The 20,625-nt window shown below is 59.0% G+C and carries 15 protein-coding genes; 5 read left to right on the top strand and 10 right to left on the bottom strand.

What is annotated here, in order from left to right; genetic code table 11:
- Nucleotides 1-70 precede the first annotated feature (70 nt).
- Together glf and WDZ78_RS18280 are read left to right on the top strand one after the other, a co-directional pair.
- Nucleotides 71-1,228, top strand: coding sequence for a UDP-galactopyranose mutase (gene glf / locus WDZ78_RS18285; protein WP_425673828.1), 1,158 nt, complete (start codon nucleotides 71-73; stop codon nucleotides 1,226-1,228).
- Nucleotides 1,229-1,538: 310 nt separating this feature from the next.
- Complete coding sequence (locus WDZ78_RS18280; protein ID WP_425673827.1) at nucleotides 1,539-6,731, top strand: beta strand repeat-containing protein; 5,193 nt, start codon at nucleotides 1,539-1,541, stop codon at nucleotides 6,729-6,731.
- 209 nt (nucleotides 6,732-6,940) lie between these two features.
- On the opposite strand, the gene WDZ78_RS18275 is transcribed toward WDZ78_RS18280, so the two are convergent.
- The 3 genes from WDZ78_RS18275 to WDZ78_RS18265 all read right to left on the bottom strand — a co-directional run bounded on the left by WDZ78_RS18275 (nucleotide 6,941) and on the right by WDZ78_RS18265 (nucleotide 11,761).
- Nucleotides 6,941-8,884, bottom strand: a complete 1,944-nt coding sequence (locus WDZ78_RS18275; protein ID WP_425673826.1) for a methyl-accepting chemotaxis protein — start codon at nucleotides 8,882-8,884, stop codon at nucleotides 6,941-6,943.
- Between the two features lie 392 nt (nucleotides 8,885-9,276).
- The gene (locus WDZ78_RS18270; protein WP_020009017.1) at nucleotides 9,277-9,852 is read right to left on the bottom strand and encodes a DUF1349 domain-containing protein; all 576 of its coding nucleotides are present in this window, start codon (nucleotides 9,850-9,852) and stop codon (nucleotides 9,277-9,279) included.
- A 100-nt stretch (nucleotides 9,853-9,952) separates the two neighbouring features.
- Nucleotides 9,953-11,761 carry a M48 family metalloprotease gene (locus WDZ78_RS18265; protein WP_425673942.1) on the bottom strand — a complete coding sequence of 603 codons (1,809 nt, stop codon included), beginning with the start codon at nucleotides 11,759-11,761 and terminating at the stop codon, nucleotides 9,953-9,955.
- On the opposite strand from WDZ78_RS18265, the gene WDZ78_RS18260 reads away from it, so the two are divergent.
- On the top strand, nucleotides 11,654-11,932 hold the full coding sequence (locus tag WDZ78_RS18260; protein WP_425673945.1) for a hypothetical protein: 279 nt from the start codon (nucleotides 11,654-11,656) through the stop codon (nucleotides 11,930-11,932). The genes WDZ78_RS18265 and WDZ78_RS18260 overlap by 108 nt on opposite strands.
- Before the next feature lie 200 nt (nucleotides 11,933-12,132).
- On the opposite strand, the gene WDZ78_RS18255 is transcribed toward WDZ78_RS18260, so the two are convergent.
- The 6 genes from WDZ78_RS18255 to WDZ78_RS18230 all read right to left on the bottom strand — a co-directional run bounded on the left by WDZ78_RS18255 (nucleotide 12,133) and on the right by WDZ78_RS18230 (nucleotide 18,467).
- Nucleotides 12,133-14,169 carry a DUF4034 domain-containing protein gene (locus tag WDZ78_RS18255; RefSeq protein ID WP_425673825.1) on the bottom strand — a complete coding sequence of 679 codons (2,037 nt, stop codon included), beginning with the start codon at nucleotides 14,167-14,169 and terminating at the stop codon, nucleotides 12,133-12,135.
- Between the two features lie 129 nt (nucleotides 14,170-14,298).
- A complete protein-coding gene (locus tag WDZ78_RS18250; protein ID WP_425673824.1) occupies nucleotides 14,299-14,625 on the bottom strand; it encodes a hypothetical protein in 327 nt (108 codons plus the stop codon).
- A gap of 115 nt (nucleotides 14,626-14,740) precedes the next feature.
- The gene (locus tag WDZ78_RS18245) at nucleotides 14,741-15,517 is read right to left on the bottom strand and encodes an ABC transporter permease (protein ID WP_020009013.1); all 777 of its coding nucleotides are present in this window, start codon (nucleotides 15,515-15,517) and stop codon (nucleotides 14,741-14,743) included.
- Nucleotides 15,504-16,271, bottom strand: coding sequence for an ABC transporter ATP-binding protein (locus tag WDZ78_RS18240; protein ID WP_034500883.1), 768 nt, complete (start codon nucleotides 16,269-16,271; stop codon nucleotides 15,504-15,506). The genes WDZ78_RS18245 and WDZ78_RS18240 overlap by 14 nt, the downstream gene beginning before the upstream one ends.
- 63 nt (nucleotides 16,272-16,334) lie before the next feature.
- Complete coding sequence (locus tag WDZ78_RS18235; RefSeq protein ID WP_003510196.1) at nucleotides 16,335-17,336, bottom strand: ABC transporter substrate-binding protein; 1,002 nt, start codon at nucleotides 17,334-17,336, stop codon at nucleotides 16,335-16,337.
- A 48-nt stretch (nucleotides 17,337-17,384) separates the two neighbouring features.
- A complete protein-coding gene (locus tag WDZ78_RS18230) occupies nucleotides 17,385-18,467 on the bottom strand; it encodes a 4-oxalomesaconate tautomerase (RefSeq protein ID WP_020009010.1) in 1,083 nt (360 codons plus the stop codon).
- A gap of 105 nt (nucleotides 18,468-18,572) precedes the next feature.
- On the opposite strand from WDZ78_RS18230, the gene WDZ78_RS18225 reads away from it, so the two are divergent.
- Nucleotides 18,573-19,469, top strand: coding sequence for a LysR family transcriptional regulator (locus tag WDZ78_RS18225; protein ID WP_003510199.1), 897 nt, complete (start codon nucleotides 18,573-18,575; stop codon nucleotides 19,467-19,469).
- A 105-nt stretch (nucleotides 19,470-19,574) separates the two neighbouring features.
- Here WDZ78_RS18225 and WDZ78_RS18220 read toward each other — a convergent pair whose 3' ends face one another.
- Entirely contained in the window at nucleotides 19,575-20,120 is a 546-nt protein-coding gene (locus tag WDZ78_RS18220; protein ID WP_425673941.1) for a MarR family winged helix-turn-helix transcriptional regulator, read from the bottom strand.
- 147 nt (nucleotides 20,121-20,267) lie between these two features.
- On the opposite strand from WDZ78_RS18220, the gene WDZ78_RS18215 reads away from it, so the two are divergent.
- Nucleotides 20,268-20,603, top strand: a complete 336-nt coding sequence (locus tag WDZ78_RS18215) for a cupin domain-containing protein (RefSeq protein WP_020009008.1) — start codon at nucleotides 20,268-20,270, stop codon at nucleotides 20,601-20,603.
- The last annotated feature ends 22 nt before the right edge of the window (nucleotides 20,604-20,625 follow it).

Here is a 20,625-nt window from a genome sequence, read left to right as displayed (position 1 = left end):
GCTGCACGGCACCTCTTCGATGCAAATCGTGACCGCCCGCCGGGCAACCTATGAACAGGACCGATTATCAATGTTCGCGGACGAAAGAATTGTCATTGTGGGCGCCGGGCTTTCCGGCGCAGTCATTGGCCGGGAGCTTGCACTGGCAGGCCATATGGTCGACATCGTCGACGCCCGCGATCACATTGCCGGCAATTGCCACACCGAACGCGACCGTGAGACTGGCGTCATGGTGCACGTTTACGGTCCGCATATCTTCCATACCGACGACAAGGAAGTCTGGGACTATGTGAACGGCTTCCAGACGTTCATGCCCTACAAGAACCGCGTCAAGACGACGAGCGGCGAGCGCGTCTATTCGCTGCCGGTCAATCTGCATACGATCAACCAGTTTTTCGGCAAGAATTTCCGACCCGATGAAGCCCGGGCCTTCATCGAGGAAAAGGCCGACAAGTCGATTACCGACCCACAGACCTTCGAGGAGCAGGCGCTACGCTTCGTTGGCCGCGATCTCTATGAAGCCTTCTTCAAGGGATATACTGAGAAGCAATGGGGCTGCTCGCCGACAGAGCTGCCGGCCTCGATCCTGAAGCGCCTGCCGGTGCGCTTCAACTATGACGACAACTACTTCTTCCACAAATATCAGGGCATGCCGGAAACCGGCTATACGGACATGATCGAGCGCATCCTCGATCATCCAAACATCACCGTCAGGCTTGGCACACATTTCCAGCGCGCCGAGGCGCCCGCCGCCGGACACGTTTTTTATTCCGGTCCGCTTGACGGTTATTTCGACTTCGAATTCGGCCGCCTCGCATACCGGACGCTGAATTTCGAACGCTTCACCTATGACGGCGACTATCAGGGCTGCGCGGTGATGAACTATGGCGATGTCGCAGTACCCTTTACCCGCATCACCGAACACAAGCACTTTTCTCCGTGGGAGGAACATGCCGGCTCGGTCTGCTACAGGGAGTTCTCCCATGAATGCGGCCCGCAGGACATTCCCTATTACCCCATCCGGCTGGTCGAAGACAAAGAACAGCTTGCCGAATATGTGGCGCGTGCCGAGCGGGAAGCGTCGGTAACCTTTGTCGGACGGCTGGGGACCTATCGTTACCTCGACATGGATGCGACCATTCGAGAGGCGCTCGACACCGCCCGCCTCTATCTCGCCAGACAGTCAGAGGGTGCTCCCATGCCGGCATTTCTGCATTCGCCCGTCTGAGACGGACCTGTCCCGCTCTTTTCCATAAATGCAGGCATTCGAGACTTCGGCTTTACCGGAGTTCATCAACTTTTTGCCGCCACGGCATAACGTCCCTCGCCTCTGATAGGGCACCGGCGCCTGTCGCGTCTGTGGCGTTGAAGACAGTATCGCAAAGGGAGATCGGCGGCGACGTAGCAACTTCAGGTTCAGGCAAGCCCGATTGCGTAATCAACATCTGAAAAATGGTGGACCCGCATAACCGATGCCCCTTTGGAGGGCTTGGGCGGAAAATCCACCTGTTGAGCTTGGGCTTTAGGATTTTTCAGACATGACGTCGATCATTTCTTCCCTGAATGTCAATCAGATCAGATATCTGTCGACAGAGGCGGTCGCAGCCTGGACAACCGACGACGTGGCGTCGCTTTCCACAACCCAGATCAAAGCGCTCTCGTCGGCTCAGATCGCGGCATTGGATGTGGAGGATGTCAAAGTCCTCAACTCGCAACAGTTGAGCGCCATTTCGCAGGTCGCCATTGTTGGCCTGACGCTGGATCAACTCAATATTCTCGACCAATACGCCATTAAAAGTCTGAATTCGAGCCAGGTTTCTGCGCTCACCACCACCCAGCTTCAGGCCCTGACGACCGATCAGGCGGAGGCTTTGACCTCATCTCAGGTGCGCGCCCTCAGTGCGACGCAGATTGCCGCCCTGAGCGCGGAAGATATCGCGACATTCTCAACCGCTGATATGGCCGCAATCACGAACAGAGCCGTGCCGGGCCTGAGCACTGAAGTGATTGCAGGGCTAACCCCGGATCAGATCGCGGCCCTGAGCACGAGCGCGGTTGCAAGTCTGACCACCGACCAGATCGCGGTCCTGAGCCCGGAGCAGGCCGAAGCCCTTTCGCCGGCGCAGGTCAGGGTGTTGAGCTCGATGCAACTCGCGGCCCTCGGCTCGGATGACATAGCGACATTCTCCACCGCCGACATCGCGGCGATTACCGTCAAAGCCATGCCGGGCCTCAGCACCGAAGCCATCGCAGAGTTTACGCCTGATCGGATCGCCGCCCTCAATGCAAGTGCGATTGCGGGTCTGACGATCGACCAGATCGAAAGCCTGAGCACCGCCCAGATCGCCGCACTGACGACGGCTCAGATTGCCGCGCTTAAAACGACGCACATCGCCGCCTTAAGCACGAGCCAGGTCGAAGCCCTGTCACCGGCACAGGTGAGATCGCTGAGTGCGGCACAATTCGTGGCCCTGAGTGCGGAGGATATAGCGACATTCTCAACCGCCGATATCGCGGAGATTACCGCAAAAGCCATGCCACGTCTGGGCACGGAGACGATTGGCGCGCTTACCAGGGATCGGGTCGCCGCATTGACGACGGCCCAGATGAACGCGCTTGGCGTTGCGCAATTCCAGGCCTTGAGCGCTGCTCAGATCGAGGCCCTGTCAACCGCTCAGATTGCCGCCCTCAACACGGGCGTGATCGCAAACCTGATCGCCGATCAGATCGAAGCCTTTAGTACCCAACAGGTCGAAGCCCTGTCCTCGGCACAGGTGAGGTTGCTGAACTCGGTACAACTTGCGGCTCTGAGCGCGGAGGACATAGCAACATTCTCCACCGCCGATATTGCGGCTATCTCGAGCAAGGCCATGGCCGGCCTCAGCACGGACGCAATCGCAGCGCTGACCACCGCCCAGATCGCCGCCCTGACCACCAGCGCCATTGCCGGCCTGACGGCGGATCAGGTCGAGGCATTGAGCACAGGTCAGGTCGAGGCCCTGTCGCCGGCACAGGTGAAATCACTGAGCGCAACGCAAATTGCGGCCCTGAGCATTGAAGACTTGGCGACATTCTCGACCGCCGATATCGCGGCGATCACCAACAGGGCGATGTCGGGCCTGAACACGGATGTTATCGCAGCCCTCACCACGGCTCAGATCGGTGCCTTGAGCACCAATGCGGTTACCGGCCTGACCTCCGACCAGATCGAGGCCCTGAGCGGCAGTCAGGTCAGCCTTCTATCCGCCGCGCAGATCAAGGCATTGAGCGCAGCACAGGTCGCCGCCCTCGGCAACGATGTGACCGCCTTGTCCACCAACCAAACGGCCATGTTGAGCACATCGGGCGTCAAGGGTCTGACCACGGATCAGATTGCAGCCCTTGGCATCGATCAGTTCTCGGCCTTGACCACCGTCCAGATCGGAGCTCTCAGCTCGGGACAGATTGCGGCGCTAAGCACGGACAATATAGCATCGCTTTCCGTGGCCCAGCTCGCGGCAATGAGCACCTCTGGCATCGTCGGACTTTCGAGCGGCCAGATCGCCGCCCTCAGCACCGATCAGGTTTCCAGACTGTCGACCAAGCAGATAGGGCGGCTGAGCGCGACACAGGTCGCCACCCTTGGTACAGACGACATAGCAGCTCTTTCAACCGCCCAGATCGCCTCCCTGAGCGCTGCGGGCATTGCGGGACTTAGCTCGCAGCAACTGGCGACCCTCAGCACCAGCCAGGCTGAAGCCCTGACGAGTGCGCAGATCGTCAATCTCGGCTCCACTCAGATTGCACAGCTGGGAACGGACGATCTGGCGAAATTCACGACCAAGGACATTGCCGCGATCAGTTCGAGTGCGATCTCAGGATTGTCGGCGGAGACCATCGCCTCCCTGACGACAGCCCAGATCGCCGCCCTGAATATGCAAAGCATCGCGGCGTTGAGCACCATGCAGATCGCGGCCCTGAGCATCGCCCAGGTCGAGGCCTTGACCACCGCCCAGGTCAGTGCTCTCAGCTCCAAACAGATAGCGGCCTTGAGCGCGGACGACATTGCAACATTCTCGACCAAGGACATCGCCGCGATCAGTCCGAATGCGGTCGCGGGCTTATCAACGGAGACCATGGCGTCGCTGACGACGGCCCAGATTGCAGCGCTGAGCACGGCGGGTATTGGCGCATTGAGCACCGGGCAGGTCGCCGCCTTGAGCACCGCTCAGGTCGAGGCCTTGACCAGCGCCCAGGTAGGCGCGCTCAGTTCGACGCAGGTAGCGGCGCTGGGCGCGGACGATATCGCAACGTTCTCGACCAGGGACATTGCCGCGCTCAGTTCGAATGCGGTCCCGGGCCTGTCAACGCAAACCATAGCGTCGCTGACAACAGCGCAGATCGCCGCGCTGAGTACGGCCGGCATCGGGGCGCTGAGCACCGGGCAGGTCGCCGCCTTGACTGGCGATCAGGTGGACGTCCTGACCAATACCCAGATTGCTGCGCTCACCTCCAAACAGGTTGCGGCTCTCAGCGTGGCTGACATTGCCTCGCTTTCGGCGGCCCAGATCGCCGCCCTCAGCACCGGCGGTATAACGGGCCTGACCACTGATCAGATCGCGGCCCTCGATACCACCCAGGTCGAGGCCCTGACCGATATCCAGGTCGGTGCTCTCAGCTCAAAACAGATTGCAGTCTTGAGTACGGACGACATAGCAACGTTCTCGACCAAGGACATCGCAGCGATCAGTTCGAATGCCATACCAGGTCTGTCAGCGGAAACCGTGGCGTCGATGACCACGGCTCAGATCGCGGCGTTGAGCACGGCCGGCATTGGTGGACTGAACACCGCACAGGTCGCCGTCCTGACCAGTGATCAGGTGGACGCCCTGATCAGTATCCAGGTGGGTGCTCTCACCTCCAAACAGGTTGCGGCTCTCAGCGTGGCCAGCATCGCCTCGCTTTCGGCAACCCAGATAGCCGCCCTCAACACGGCGGGCATAGCCGGCCTGACAACTGACCAGATCGCGGCCCTCAACACTGCTCAGGTCGAGGCTCTCACCAGTGCTCAGATCAGTGCTCTCAGCGCTAAACAGATTGCGGCCCTCACCGCCGATGGTCTTGATACCTTCACCGCCGCCGAACTCGCCGCCATCAGTTCGAGCGCGATCTCGGGCCTGTCCACGGCCGCAATCGCCTCGCTGACGACAGCTCAGATCGCGGCGCTGGGCACGGCGGCGCTACCTGGCCTCACCACCGACCAGATCGCAGCCCTCAACATCACCCAGGTCGATGCCCTCACCAGCGCCCAGGTCGGCGCCCTCACCTCCAAGCAGGTTGCCGCTCTCAGCGTTGCCGGCATCGCCTCGCTTTCAGCGGCCCAGATCGCGGCCCTCAGCACGGCGGGCGCAGCAGGCCTGACCGCTGATCAGATCACGGCCCTCAACACCGCTCAGGTCGAGGCCTTCACCAGCGCTCAGATCGGTGCTCTCGGTTCGAAACAGATTGCGGCCCTTGGCGCCGATGATCTCGATACATTCACCGCCGCCGAACTCGCTGCCATCAGCTCGGGTGCGGTCTCGGGCCTGTCGGCGGCAACGATCGCTTCGCTGACGACAACTCAGATCGCAGCCTTGGGTGCGGCGGCAGTGCCGGGCCTGACCACGGACCAGATCGCCGCCCTCGGCACCGGGCAGGTGAACGCGCTGACCAATGCCCAGATCGCCGCGCTCACCTCCAAACAGGTTGCGGCTTTGGATACGGCCGACATCGCCTCCCTTTCCGTAAGCCAGATAGCTGCGCTGGACGCCAAGGCGATCGCAGGACTTGGCAGTGCGCAGACCGGCGCCTTGAGCATTGAACAGGTTCAGGCATTATCCACCCGTCAGATCGCATCGTTGAATTCGGATGCGCTCAAGGGCCTGTCTGCGGAGATGCTGGAGACCTTCTCGACGGAAGAACTCGCCGCGATCGGCTCAAGCGCGATAAAGGGACTGTCAACGGGCTTTATCGCCGCTCTTTCCACCGCTGAGGTTGCAGCCCTCAGCACGGCCGGCGTTGCCGGATTGACCAGCGAGCAGATCAATGCCCTTGGCAGGGACCAGATCGAAACACTCTCCACCAGCCAGATCGCCGCATTAAGTTCGGCCGGACTTGCGGGGTTGACGACTGAAGATCTGGCGACATTCTCGACCGGGGAGCTTTCCGCCATCAGTTCGACGGCGATCAAGGGACTGTCCACCGCCGTTGTAGCGTCCCTGTCGCCTCAGGAGATCGCCGCCTTGACCACAAGCCAGGTGGCTTCGCTGAGCTACAGCCAGGTGGCGGCAATGGGATCTGTGCAAATCGGAGCGCTTTCACTGTCGCAGGTCAGCGCCCTCAACGCGATGCAGGCAGCCGCGCTTGGCGGCGACGACCTCACAACATTTTCCACCGAGCAGATCATCAGCTTGAGTTCGAGCGCGATCTCGGGATTGAGCACTGGTACGCTCGCTGCCTTGACGACCTCCCAGGCGGCCGCCTTCACGCCGGGTCAGATCGCCGCCATGACGTCGGCGCAGGTTACGGCATTAAATAGCGCAAAGCCCACAAACAGCTCCGTGCAGGATATCGCCTCCTTCATCTCAACCATCGAGCAGAAGGCTGCGACCCCGGACAATACAGCCGGGACCGATACATCAACTAACGCTTCGAGTGAGACGCAGGAGGCGTCTGACGTCGCAGCAACGATTTTGTCCTACCTGGACGTCTGACTTTCGCTCGTGAGCAGACCGGAAAACCGGTCAAGCCCGGCCGGCTTGACCGCCATGCAAGCGCATCGATGGATGGCAGTTCCGGGCTGATATCGCCCAAAAGCAGAACACCGGGGATCAGGGTCCAAAAACCTCCGATCCCCGGCGCCAATTTTCAAAGCGGTGCTTTCAGTTCCTCAGCTGAGGGCGGCGTAAAAGCAGGGCAAGGATCAAAACTCCTCCCAATTATCCGCCGCGGTATTCAATGCCGCATTGCCGGAAAACGCAGCCTTGATCCTGCCGCCCAGGGCGCGGGCGGGAGACCGAGCGGGCCTGTCGGCGGGTGAAGCCGAACGCACTGGCGCTGCTGCCTCGCTGAACGAACCTTCGGTCAGCCTGAACTGGGCGATCAGCGCGTTCAGTGAAGACGCCTCGCGCGCAAGCCCGTGGCTGGCGGCAGTGCTTTCTTCCACCATGGCGGCGTTCTTCTGGGTGTCCTGATCCATCTGGTTCACGGCCGTATTGATCTGCTGAAGGCCTGAGGATTGCTCCTGTGCCGATTCCGCGATGGCCGCAACGTGCCGGTTGATTTCCTTCACCTCCGTCACGATAAGTTCCAGCGCCCTGCCGGTTTCACCGACCAGCTGTACACCCTGCTGAACCTGACCGTTCGATGTCGTGATCAGGTTCTTGATCTCCTTGGCGGCGCCGGCGGAACGCTGCGCCAGTTCGCGAACCTCCTGCGCGACAACGGCAAAACCCTTGCCCGCCTCGCCCGCACGGGCTGCTTCAACGCCCGCATTCAGCGCCAGAAGGTTGGTCTGGAACGCGATCTCGTCGATCACACCGATGATGTTGGAAATCTCATTGGCGGATGTCGCGATCTGCTCCATTGCCGCGACAGCCTGCTGCACCACCTCTCCGGACTTTTCAGCGCCGACTTTTGCGCGGCCGACGAGGTGACCCGCTTCCTGCGCCCGTTTCGTGGCGTCTTTCACCGTCGTGGTGATCTCTTCCAGCGCAGCCGCAGTCTCTTCGACGGCGGCGGCCTGCTGCTCCGTGCGTCTCGCTAGATCGTCTGCCGCAGACCTGATCTCGTTGGCGCCGGCATCGATGCCGCGTGCGTTCTGCGCCACCTGGCTCAAGGTCGACTGCAACTGCTCCGCAGCCCGGTTGAAATCACCACGGATACCGTCAAGGCCGGAGACGAATGGCTGAACGATCCGGTAGGTAACGTCGCCCTCGGCGATCTTCGAAAGGGCCGTGGCAAGATTATCGACGACAAACTGTACGTCGGCAGCTTCCCTGGCCTTCTGTTTCTCGCGCTCGATCCGGTCCTTTTCCGAAGTCGACCGGTTGGCTTCCGTTTCATTCTCGAGCCGGAGGCGCTCGATTGCACCTTCGCGAAATGCCTGCACGGCGGCGGCCATCTGGCCAACTTCATCCCTGCGATCCATTCCGGTGATTTCGCTCGCCGTATCACCGGCCGCCAGCGATTCCATGCGCGCACGAAGCCGCGCAATCGGGGTGGTGATGCCTCGGGAAGAAACAAGCAGGCCAAGTGCGATCACAGCCAGAGAAACGAGCGCGAGCGTAATCAGGCCCGTCCAGATCGTCGTATTGGTGCTGGCTGTAAGACGCTCTCTCCCCTCATTCATGACCTGGATGAGCTGCTCATTGCCGGCGCTGATCTTCGGCGAGACTTCGGCAATTTTTCGAAGCACGTTAAGCGCCATCTGCTGCGCTTCGGCGCGTTGCCCTGCCTGCATGAGGGCGATGACCTGATTACCGATCTCTTCGACTTCGACAACACCCTTGAGGATATCGCGGGCGGCTTCCGTGCGCGCCGGCACCAGCTCCATGATCTTGTTCTGGCGTTCCTCGAGTTGCTTACGGTCGGCTCTGAAGGTTTTGACGGCAGCTTCGAAATCGCCGCTGGCCGGGTCGTTAAGGCTGGCGCGAAGCATCTGCATGCCGAGCGCATTGAGGTTGCCGCTGGTTCTGGCGTTCAGAACCGCAGCAAGGGCCTCATGGCCGATGAAGTCGCTATAGACGTTGTCGGTTTTTTGATATTGCAGGCTGACGTAGCTTATTCCGGAAAGCGACATCAGGCTCATCAGCGAGATGACAAAAACGACCTTCGTTTTTATCTTGGTATTCTTCAGGAAAGACATGAATGGCCTCAAGGCAAGCACTCCTCCAGCCGCCCTCGCGGGAGGCCGGGGAATATATGATGAAACATCGCGGGTAGCTGTTGCCCCTCCTCATAGGGCGACAAGCGAGCGCCATTTTCGAACCGCCGCCAGGCAGGTCGAGGTGGCTTCACTTGTTCTACCGGCTCCGCCGATGAAACCTTGGAACCTGCGTATTTTAGATTTCACAAAATCACTAAATGAAGTGTTACCCGGACTATGCAATTGCTGACAATCCGCTGCACCGCAAACCCGTTCAGGCATCATTTTCACGTGTAGCGGCGGCCCCTGCGGCTATGCCGGAAACCGACGCCGCAAGGCTGACCGACACCGTGGTGACTCGGCCCCGCAACGGATGATTTTTAGGATATTTCTCACGTCAGGTCATGAAGGGCTTTGCCGAGCGGAGGTCCAACACGGAACTCGGAAAACCTCACCTCCAGGCCCTCGCGCTCCGGTGTGCAGCACATGGGCCCGACCTGATAGAACGGCGATTTTGGAAACGGGCAAAGTTTCAGAAGAGGCCAGCGGATTCCATCAGCGGATGTTTGAACGCGTAGCACGCCATCCGCAACGGTGACGCGCAGATACAGATCAGAAGGATCCCCTGCATAGGCAGTCGTGGACCAGTCCGAGCGATCCAATGTCAGCACATTGCCGATGCAGGCAACACCGTCCGACAGCTCGATGCCCGCCTTGATCCAGTGTGACTCATCGATCCGAACCATGATGCCTGCCTGATCGTACAGTTCCTCATAACGGCCCTCAATCCGCAATGAAGCGGTGAAATCCCCCTGCCACTCCATTCCGAAGAAGTGTCCACTGTCGCGCGTAAAGCCATAATAGGTCTCACGCCAGAAATCGGAGCCTTTATCAGTGGTGACGTGGAGAACCTGGTTATCGAGCGACCATTGCTGCGGCTCATTATGCCAAACACACCTCTCGAACATGGCTATCCCCAGCTTCGTTCATACGACGGAATCGGTGGCGTTATACGTCGAGAGAGGCAGGCTGGCCAGCACGCACACACCCGCGTTCGGTCCCGCCAAGCTATGGCTTGCCGACCTGATCCCGTGGCAGCACCCAGCTTGATGGTGCGTCGTCAAAATCGATACGCTCGCCTCGCCAGACCAGCGTGTAGAGCGGTTCGTCCGGAAAGTCATTCATCTTCAGTTCGCATTTTTCCCCGTCATGAATACCATGCCATTGAGGAGTGCCCGCCTCCTTCGCCCAGACTATTTTTTCCTTCAGCAAACGTTGAATTGGCTCGGATGGATCAATGATCATTTTGTCCACTCCTGCGGTTTGAAGGTGCAGCGGATTTTCATGGCGGATCATGCTCGTGGCCGTACCCGCTTGGGCGATCAGGCTATCGTGCCTGCAATGATCCGGGACCGGATCGTTCGGGCCGACAAAACGAAGCTGCAGATAGAGATGCAGCCGCCCCTGCGAGCGCTCGAACAGTCGCTTGCAGGCGGAAGCATTCACGTCCTCCTCACCGGTCAACTGGCCGATGAGGCGCATGAACCAGCTGTCATAAGCCTGCACATAAAGGAACCATCGTGTTGGGTCCGGTGTATCGGGCGGCGTGTCGCGGCAGAGCCAGATGGCGTGCGCATGCTGAAAAAGCGGGTGAAGCGTATCTTGCAGCAAGGCGAGTTCAGATACGTCCAACCCGTGCGGATGAAGATCAGTACTGTTGGACGTGGATCGAACCGTATCTTCGCTTGTCCATAACCGGTCAGCGATCTGCCGATGCTGCTCTGCCGCCGCCTTGTCCCCCGCTCTCAGCAAGAGTTCACAGAGGTGGCGATGGAACCGATACCGGGGAAAAGACCGGCTAAGGCCGATGCGGCGCCACAGAGATATTGTTCCGTGTATATCCCCGGCTTTCTCCCGATCCCCGGCCTTCAGCTGTAGAAGCGCCGGGTCTTCAGGCGAATATCGCAATCCTTCCGCGATCGCCTCGGCGCGGAGCGTGCCTGATGGATCAAATTTCTCTGCCAGCAGCGCCAGTTGCAGCCAGTCCTGCTCGTCAAACATCTGTTGTTCACGACGCAGCAGGAGCCTTGAGAATTCACCGTGTTGACGGACATGCCAGTCTTTTGCGTCCTGCCAGCCTTGCGCGGCATTTTCGCGCCAGTCCTCATCAAGCCGCGCCGCAATACCGGAGGCTTCCTCCCGCAACCATTCAGCGGCAGCGGAAGTCTCCCCAAGACGCCATGGCAGATGATCGGGAAGCGGGCCTGCCGGATCAACGCCTGCCGCCGCAACGCGCTCGAAGAGTACGGGATGGGTGCTATGAATATCCGGTTTCCGGCAGAGATCTTCATGCAACCAGACCGCCGCCTGCGCGCCGTCACGCGCTCTGCTGTTCTCCGGCTCCGTCAACATGAGGGCAAAGGGTCGCGCTTGGGTGATGTCATTCTTGCCCGCCCCGGCAAACATGTCCGGCCAGAATTGACTGGAAAGGGCTCTTTGCCGCAAAGTCAGCGCGATTTCCGTTTCAAAGGCAATATCTGCGCCACAGACCGAGATCGCCCGCGCATCGGCAACCGCCTCGCAACGGCGTGAAAACTCAAGTGTCTCGCGCATCATGCGCGGTACATACCAGCCAAGAAACAATCTGAGCGGCGCAGTGATCAGCCGATGATTGCGTTCATGCACCGCGCCAAGCGCCGCCCAGCGCTGGCGAGCCATGTGAGCCCAGCGCGCGAAATGACCGTGCGACCGGGAAATATGGGCGTATTCATGCGCGATGACGGTCGCGGCCTGCCGTCCCGTCAACAGGGCGAGAAGCGGCAGGCCGAGCACCAGAACATGTTTGGGCTGGCCGCCACGGGAGCCCGTCTGATAGATGGACGCGTTAAGCGCGGCGTTGATATAGACGGCCGTGAAGGCTGGCGCATCGCAGGCAAGGCGCAGCCGCTCAAGCTCTTCGGCAAGGGCGGGAACCTCTTCGGCCTTCAGCAATATGCCATCCGAAACCGGTGGGGCCGGTATTGTCGCATAGGTGCGCAGGACCATTAGCCCGTAAAAGACCCATGACAACGCCGGCAACGCAAGAAGCACCAGCAAAAGCCGTGAAGGCGCCAGCAGCACAAGCAAGAGAGGCGACAGGATCAACGTAAGGCCGCACGCCAGCAGGAACATGTCGCCAAAGGCGAGCCAGGCCAGGGTTCGCCATCTGCCTTCACGCGGTGACTGGAGGGAACTCGCCATCACGACGCTTATTTCGGTGGAAGGTGGTCGCTTGAGAGTTTCTTGCCGAGGAAGAACGCCTTCAACGCCCGCCCGGCCATCTGCAATCCGGTCGATCCATAAACCTGCGTTTCCATCCACTCCAGTGATGAATGATCGGGGAAAAGTTCCCTGTAACGGTCAAACCATTGCATGGCGATAAACTCGCTCTGGGGAACGCCGTCGCCGTATTTATAGGCGAGAACGACCTGACCATAGGCCTCTCCGGCAATGTGGTCGTCATGATAGTCGATGAGGGATTTCATATTGGCGACGGCCTGCTGTTTTTCCTCCGCAGTGCCATGCCGGCGATCGACGCTCGCCAGTCGAATGAGGGACATATCCACCCCGCCTGCCATGGCGCCACGGTAATATTCCTGAACCCGTTCGAAATTTTCCCGAAGCGACAGATCGAGATTGTCGACATTTTCCAGCCGCCAGGCATAGTTATAAAGCGCGACCGGTTCACCTTCCTCGACTGCCTGCTGAAGCCAGTGACCCGCTTCGTCGCTGTCGAGCAGCTGCGGGTCTGTGTCGGGCCGGAACCCCGTTACAATGTCATACATGCTTGCCGCGGCCGAATAGACACGCCGTTCAGCCAATGCGCGGGTCAACCAGGCCGACTCCTGCTGGAAGCCTCCATCCCATATCATCCGGCAGGCATGCATCGGCGTAAACTCATCGGGCTCATAGAGCGGCTCGAGCTGTGCTACCCGGTCAACCAGCTGCGCGGCGATCGCAGGGTTGGCCTCTATCCCCCACATGCCGAACTGCCAGGCAAATGCCGCCATGGTCAGCATGGTCGGCTCATCAAAACGACGCACGGCCGTCTGCAACACATCGGCATAAGCGCCGTCATGATCGTCGAAATGCTGGATCAGCATCAGATTGGTGAAGTCACGGAACGGGCCGTCAATGGCCGGATAGGTTCCCGGCGCGTTGCAATAACGGATCGATTCGACATGGCGCTGATACGCCAGTTTTTCGTCCTTGAGAGAATAATGGGTAAAATTGGCGTATTTCCCGAGGGAAACGAAACGCAGGCGATCCGTGAGATCCCGCGCCAGCCAATTCTTGAAAATCCTCTCCCGCGCGGCAATTTCTCGGGTATCGCCGGGTTCCGGATAATCGGGGATAGTCAGCGCATCCTGCACTCCGGGCCAGCGCACGGAATTGCGCTCCTGTTCATTCAATGCGGAACACAGGGGGCCCTTGGCGAATTTTTCGACCTCACCATCATCGCCACCCCATCTCGGGCTCAGATATTGCGCATAGGAAACCAGGATTTCCGGCCACCGGGGCCTAAGCGAAAGGCAATAACGCAGCCAGTAATAGCCGGGATTTTGGGCGTCCCCCTGCTGCAGGGGCGGAAGCGAGGCAGGAAGCGTCGCCGTTACGATGCCTGGCGGCTTCAATCCATGTCTGGCAAGCCGGGCGCATACGGCATCGTAAAACGCCGGCTCGAACTCATCGCGCGCTACCGCCTTTTCAACGGGCTTACCGAGAAACAGCGCATCGACGAAATCAGGCTGCCCGAGATACTGGCTCATCTCCATCATGGTTTCCGCGGCAAGGGCAGGCCGCGCAGAAAGTGCGATCGCCTTCAGCAAATGGTCTGCCGCAATTATGCAGGCCATGTGGGCGGCGGCCCACTGGTCTTCCGCGACATCCGACGCCCAGGTCGCCGTTCGGATATCACAGGCCCGTCGGAAATAATAATGACCGGCGACCTGCCTTGCATGGTACGAAGCCGGATATGCCTGCCCCCAGGCATCGAGCAGTTCCAGTCTGAGGTCCGCATCGACGCTGGCGCTGTCGAACAGGCCGGTATCGGTCGAAAGATGGATATAATGATCATCCGTCAGATCATCGGACTGCCACCACGCCGCCTCAAGCGCCGCGAGGATACGCTCGACCTCGTCGAAACGCCGCTCAAGCATCGCGCTTCGCAATTCATCCCGCTTGCGGAATCTCGCCCATTGCGCGCCATCCAGTGGCAGGGGAGATGAACTTGTGACTGTTTGCATGAATGGCTCCTCAGCGGATGCATTCTCCCTTGGAGCATCAAAAAGCCCCTTGTGTCGAGATATGTGAGGAGACTTTTCCCGGCAGTTTTACAAATCTCAACCACCAGGAACACAACACTGATCCGGTGCTCAGTCAGCAAAAGCCACGAGCCCCACGCCTCGCTTCGCGGCCCTTTCAAGGAAGTCCTGCATCGAATGGAGCGCGGCCAGCGCGTGTTCGTTGCCTTCCAGAACATGTTCATTTGCAAGGAGGATGTTCAGCAATATCGCGACCTGCGCGGGGTCAAGCAACGTATCGTCGAAGTAGCTGAGATAGGCGCCAGCCTGCCGGGCCTTGTCGAACAGGGCCGCAAGCAAACGGTGCGCATCGAGATCGATGGAACCGGCGAATTCGAGGCAGCCCGGGTCCGGCGGCATGAAGGTGGTGTCGAAATCGGCGTAGTAGATGTCCAGCATGGCAATTGGTCCAGCGGATGGAAGGATTTGAACGCCCCATTTTGCGTGCAAGGCTCAGGCATTTAAAAGGGGCGATCAACGACCGCCCCGACGGAATATTGCTGTTTCAGTCCGCTTACGCAGGACGCTCCTCGCCTGCATTCGGTCGCCAGGTAATCAACCTCTTCTCCGCAAAATCCAGAATGAGGTCAATAATAAGAACAAAGACCGCGAGGATGATGATGCCCGCAAAAACACCGACCGCATCGAAGTTTCCTTCCGAGCGGGCGATCAGGTAACCGAGGCCAGCGGAAGCTCCCAGATATTCGCCGATGATTGCGCCGACCACCGCAAATCCGACGGAAGTGCGCAGCGACGACAAGATCCAGCTCGCCGCCGCCGGGAAATAGACATGACGCAGCAGATCCGAGCGCTTCGCACCAAGAATGCGGGTATTGGAAAGCACGACCGGGTTCACCTCGCGCACGCCCTGCATGGCGTTGAAGAACGTGACGAAGAAGACGAGCGTGACCGCAAGCGCAACCTTCGACCACAGGCCAAGACCGAGCCAGAGCACGAAGATCGGGGCCAGAACGACACGCGGAATGGCGTTCACGGCCTTGATGAACGGATCAAGCACGCGGGCGACGAAGGGGCTGAGGCCCAGCCAGACGCCGGCGCCGACGCCGAGACCTGTTCCGATGATATAGCCAAGCACCGTTTCGCTCAGCGTGATGCCGACATGCTTGTAAAAACCGGCATCGGCAACCCAGTCAATCACCTGTTTGACGATGTCATAGGGCGCGGGAAAGAAGAAGCGGTCGATGGCGCCCGAGGTGACACCGAGCTGCCAACCGCCCAGGAGCACGACCAGAAGAGCGATCTGGATGATACGAACATTAACGGCTTGCATAGCTTTTCTCCACTTCGCCACGCAGGGACGCCCATATATCGCGATAGAGCGTCATGAATTTTGGATCGAGTTTGATTTCCGCAACGTTGCGGGGCCGTTCAAGATCGACAGGGAAACTCTCGATGACTCGGCTTTTCGGGCCTGCAGCGAGAACGACAACCCGGTCTCCCAGCGCAATCGCCTCTTCCAGATCATGGGTGATCATCACCACCGCACGGCGATCCTCCTGCCACAGGCGCAGCAATTCATTCTGCATGAGGTGGCGGGTATGAATATCCAATGCGGAGAAGGGTTCATCCATCAGGATGACCTTCGGCTCGGTGATCAGCGCCTGCGCCATCTGCACGCGTTTGCGCTGTCCGCCCGAGAGCTGGTGCGGAAAACGGTCTCCGAAGCCCTTCAGGCCGACCTTTTCAAGCCAGGCCTGAACCTTGGCGCGCCGCTCGGTTTCGGGAACGCCGCGGAACATCAAACCAAGCTCGACATTCTGAAAGGCTGTCTTCCAGGGAAGAAGCGCATCCTGCTGGAACAGATATCCGATGTTGTTCTGTACGCCCTTGACGAGCGAACCGTCGATGGAAACCTTGCCCTGCGCTGGCTTCAACAGGCCCGCGATGGCGTTGAGAATGGTGGACTTTCCGCATCCCGTCGGCCCAACGATGGAGAGAAACTCGCCATCGCCGACCTTGAGATTTACGTTTTGCACGGCAACGAACGAACCGAACGCCATGGTCACGTCGTCGATTGCCACCATCGGCTGCGGTTTGAGTTCCGTCACAGGTTCTAGCTTTCTAGCTGGCGAAGACATGGCAGCCTCTCAGTTTGCGGCCTTCGAGGCAGCAGCCTCGACGAACTTGTTGGTGTAAGTGGTGTTGAGGTCGATCGTCGCCTTGGCGACCGCGTCATTGAAGCTTTTCAGAACGGCCAGCGGCGTTTCGAGATCGGCAGGCTCAAACTTGCCATCTTCGGAGAAGATCGCCTTGGCCGCTTCAACGGCCTTGATGTAGGTCTGCTTGTCGCCGGACACGAAATCATCGGGAAGCTTTGCGACGATTTCTTCCGCAGAATGCTGCTTCATCCAGTGCAGCGCCCGAACCGTTGCATTGGTGACCTTCTGGATCACTTCGGGATTGGCATTGATATAGTCCTGCGTCGCGTAAAGAACTGATGTCGGATATATGCCGCCGTAAACATCCTTGGCGCCCTGATCACTACGGGCATCGATGAGGATCTTGCCCAGTCCGCGCTCCACGACGATGGTCGCGGCAGGGTCGTAATTGACGAGCAGATCGATCTTACCCTGCTGCAGGGCTGCAACGGCCGCAGCACCCGAACCGACACCGATGATGGAAATGTCGTTGTCGCTAAGATTGTGCTGCTTCATGTAGTAGCGAATGAAGAAGTCCGAAGAGGAGCCGGGCGACGTAATGCCGACCTTTTTGCCCTTGATCGTCTCGGGCTTGGCCGGATCAAAATCGGTGTCGTTCTTGCCGGCGAGAACGAGACCTGAGTTACGGGCAAGCTGCACGAAGCCGACCACATGCTTGTTCTGCGACTGCATCTGGATCGTATGATCGTAGAAACCAACGGCAACGTCAGTGGAACCGGCAACCAGTGCCTGAAGCACCTTCGAGCCGCCCTGTGCAAAATTCTCCGTCGTTACATCAAGTCCTTCCTCCTTGTAGAAGCCGAGACTGGCGGCCACGGGGAAAGGCAGGTTGTTGAGGTTGTACGAGCCAACGCTCATCCTGACGGATTCGGCATTGGCAGATGCTGCCAGCGCACAGAGCGCGGCGGTTGCAAGCAGATATTTACGCATAAGGGTCTCCTCCCGGTTTAACTATATTTTGCGCCACTATGGCCGCGTCTAGGCTGCGTCTTCAATCGCAGCGGTTGGTTTGGCGAAGGCAAAGCCTTCGAAAAGCCTGCGCGCCGTTCTTACAAGTCCGGCCATTATTGCGCCGTTTCGCATTTCCAGCTGCACGTCGAGGCAGCCGGCTGGATGTTCGATGCGGATCTGGGTGGGCACCGAAAGACCTCCGGCCACATCATATGCGACGGAGCCTTTGGTGACAGCCGCCGTTGCGATGCCAACAGCACCGGTCGTCGCCAATGCAGGATGACACTCGTTGGGCATGAAATACCGTACCGAGAGAGTGCCACCTTTACGGGCGGGCGCAACGAGCACCGGTTTCGGAATGACCATGTCTTTTACATCACCCATTCCCATCAACTTTCCAGCCTCAATGCGGATGCGCGTCATCCGTTCAATAAGGTCTTTGTTGGCGCTCAGGGTTTGCGGATCCTCGTAACCGGTCATGCCGAGATCTGCTGCGCGGATGAGAACCATCGGAATGGCGCAGTCTATGGCCGTCACGTTGACCCCATCGATCACGTCAACCGGCTTTCCGGTGGGCAGCAGCTTGCCGGTTTTCGCACCCGCTGCATCCATGAATGTCAATGCAATGGGCGCCGCCAGGCCTGGAACACCGTCGATCGAGGCGTCGCCGAGATAAATAACCTCGCGGCCGCGCGTCGGAACCTTCGCCTCGATCAGCTTGCCGGTATTCACGTTATGGATTCGCACAAGAGTATCGTTGCCCTTCGCCTCGACAAGCCCCGCTTCGATGGCAAAGGGGCCGACGGCGGCCAGCATGTTTCCGCAGTTTGGCGAATAATCGACATACTGTCTGTCGGTCCGAACCTGTGCGAAGAGATAATCGATATCGGCGCCCCTGACCGTGGAAGGTCCGATGATCGCAACTTTGGACGTGACCGGATTGCCCCCGCCAATGCCGTCGATCTGCAAAGGATGGCCCGACCCCATGATGGAAAGAAGGGCCGCGTCCCGGTCTGCTCGATCACGGGGAAGATCGGATGCAAGAAAAAACGGTCCACGCGACGTTCCACCGCGCATCAGCACACAGGGTATCTTCAGCAGATCGTTCATGGGTTGCCTCAATATTGCATTTGGCGGATCAATACGCCGTGTTGTTGCAATATGAGCAAAAGAGTCTAATCTGTTAAATGCAATGTTTTGGAGTTTTATTGCGTTATGAGCATCAATTGTGAAATTCTGGATCTGCGGGCTTTTCAAGCGGTGGTTGAACTCGCCAGTTTCCACAGGGCCGCCGAGGCTCTGCACATCTCGCAACCGGCGCTCACCCGCCGCATCCAGAAACTGGAGCAGGCGATCGGGGCGCCACTTCTGGAAAGAACGACGCGCCACGTCGCACCCACCGCCATGGGGCAGGAAGTCATGCCGCTCGTCCGGCGTATGCTCGAGGAATTTGACGGATCGCTTTTTGCCATGAAGGACGGCGCGCAAAGGCGCGGGCTTATTACGATGGCCTGCGTCCCCACTGCCGCTTTTTACTTTCTTCCGACCGTTATCAAGACCTTCAGCCAGCAATATCCCCACATAAGGCTGCGGATCAGGGATCTGACAGCCAATGAGGGTCTGCAGGCGGTCGCCAGAGGCGAGGTGGAATTCGGCATCAACCTGATGGGCAATTCAGATCCCGAGCTTTCATTCGAGCCACTCATCGACGACCCCTTCGTGCTGGCAATGCGGAAAGACCACCCTCTGGCAGCTTTCGAAACGATCGAGTGGGACCAGCTGGAAGCCTATCCGCTGGTCGTCGTGGATCGTTCAAGCGGCAACAGGACGCTTCTGGACAGCGCGCTTGCGCGGCACAATCTGAAATTGAACTGGTTTTATGAGGTCACGCATCTCAACACATCGCTCGGTCTCGTCGAAGCCGGGCTTGGAATCTCCGTCCTGCCGCGACTGGCGACGCCGCAGGACGATCACCCATTCCTCATCACCCGGCCGATCGTCAACCCGGTGGTCTCCCGTACGATCGGCATCGTGCAAAGGCGAAGCAGTGCTCTTTCCCCAGCCGCCGAAAAATTCGTGAGGATGCTGCTCGAGACCTGGAAAACACAGTGACCGCCTGAGAGAGATACTTTCTACAATATCCGGCTGGTTGCGGCGCAAACCGCAGGCGCCCGGCAACAGCCTCTGATTTGCAGATGCGCGAATGAAAGACAGAAGCTACACCCGGGCCTCTAGATCCAGCACCAGCTTTTTCAGCAGCGCCGCAAGGTTATCCCGCTCGTCCGGAGTGAGGCCCTGCAGGAAATTCAACTCGCTTGCCATATCCCGGCGAAACGCCTTTTCCGCCAGCTCGATGCCGGCCGGCATGAGGCATACGACAACGCTGCGCCCATCAAGCTTCGATTTCCTTCGCTCGATAAGGCCAGCCTTTTCCAACCGGTCAAGCCGGTGCGTCAGGCCGCCTGAAGAGAGCATCAGCGTCGTATACATCTCCGTCGGCGTCAGCTGGTAGGGCGGCCCCGACCGGCGCAATGTGGCGATAACATCGAACTCGCCGCGATCGAGACCAAAGCCGGCGAATGTCTCTTCTATTGGCGGCGCCAGAAGGTTGCTGAGCCGTTTGGCGCGCCCGAAGATAGCCATCGGCTCGGTATCGATATCAGGCAGTTCCCGCGCCCACTGGCCACGGAGACGATCAACATGATCTTCCCTGTCAGTTTCAATCGTCCGATCCGCCGTCGTGTCCGGCATCGCCTGCTTCATCTCATAACCCCATTGCCACTCTGAAACCATATACGGCTTTACCTGCTTCGTGAATATATCTTTGCGAGAAGATAGATATCTTGACGGGAAGATAAATACCGCATATATCTTCTCGCGAAGATAGTTTTGTCTCGAGGAGGAGACCAGATGTTTTCCATCCGCCGTCATCATGAACCGAAGCCCGGCGAGAGCCGGACAGTGCGTTATGAAGGATCCGAATACGGAAGCGCCGTATCCATCTTTCTCGTCAATGCCGATCCGGGTCGCGGCCCTGATCTGCATGTTCACCCCTATGCCGAAACCTGGGTGGTGCGCAAAGGCGAGGCCGAGTTCACAATCGGCAATCAGAGGGCGCGCGGCTCGTCGGGAGACATCGTCGTCGGGCCTGCCAATATCCCCCATCGCTTCGAAAATATCGGTACGGACCGGCTGGAGATCATCTGCATCCATCCGAGTGAGACCTTCCAGCAGACCTTCCTGTAATTCCGTTCCAACATGAGGAGAA

Origin of the sequence: Agrobacterium sp. M50-1 (assembly GCF_049843495.1) — a bacterium.
Classification (GTDB): domain Bacteria; phylum Pseudomonadota; class Alphaproteobacteria; order Rhizobiales; family Rhizobiaceae; genus Agrobacterium; species Agrobacterium radiobacter.
This window is presented reverse-complemented; position numbering and strand designations above follow the sequence as displayed.

Coding starts and splice junctions, on each gene's coding strand:
- WDZ78_RS18245 (WP_020009013.1), bottom strand. CDS start 15,517: ATGCAAGCCGTTAATGTTCGTATCATCCAGATCGCTCTTCTGGTCGTG.
- glf (WP_425673828.1), top strand. CDS start 71: ATGTTCGCGGACGAAAGAATTGTCATTGTGGGCGCCGGGCTTTCCGGC.
- WDZ78_RS18235 (WP_003510196.1), bottom strand. CDS start 17,336: ATGCGTAAATATCTGCTTGCAACCGCCGCGCTCTGTGCGCTGGCAGCA.
- WDZ78_RS18260 (WP_425673945.1), top strand. CDS start 11,654: ATGCGCGATGACGGTCGCGGCCTGCCGTCCCGTCAACAGGGCGAGAAG.
- WDZ78_RS18255 (WP_425673825.1), bottom strand. CDS start 14,169: ATGCAAACAGTCACAAGTTCATCTCCCCTGCCACTGGATGGCGCGCAA.
- WDZ78_RS18250 (WP_425673824.1), bottom strand. CDS start 14,625: ATGCTGGACATCTACTACGCCGATTTCGACACCACCTTCATGCCGCCG.
- WDZ78_RS18275 (WP_425673826.1), bottom strand. CDS start 8,884: ATGTCTTTCCTGAAGAATACCAAGATAAAAACGAAGGTCGTTTTTGTC.
- WDZ78_RS18225 (WP_003510199.1), top strand. CDS start 18,573: ATGAGCATCAATTGTGAAATTCTGGATCTGCGGGCTTTTCAAGCGGTG.
- WDZ78_RS18270 (WP_020009017.1), bottom strand. CDS start 9,852: ATGTTCGAGAGGTGTGTTTGGCATAATGAGCCGCAGCAATGGTCGCTC.
- WDZ78_RS18240 (WP_034500883.1), bottom strand. CDS start 16,271: ATGGTGGCAATCGACGACGTGACCATGGCGTTCGGTTCGTTCGTTGCC.
- WDZ78_RS18215 (WP_020009008.1), top strand. CDS start 20,268: ATGTTTTCCATCCGCCGTCATCATGAACCGAAGCCCGGCGAGAGCCGG.
- WDZ78_RS18220 (WP_425673941.1), bottom strand. CDS start 20,120: ATGAAGCAGGCGATGCCGGACACGACGGCGGATCGGACGATTGAAACT.
- WDZ78_RS18230 (WP_020009010.1), bottom strand. CDS start 18,467: ATGAACGATCTGCTGAAGATACCCTGTGTGCTGATGCGCGGTGGAACG.
- WDZ78_RS18280 (WP_425673827.1), top strand. CDS start 1,539: ATGACGTCGATCATTTCTTCCCTGAATGTCAATCAGATCAGATATCTG.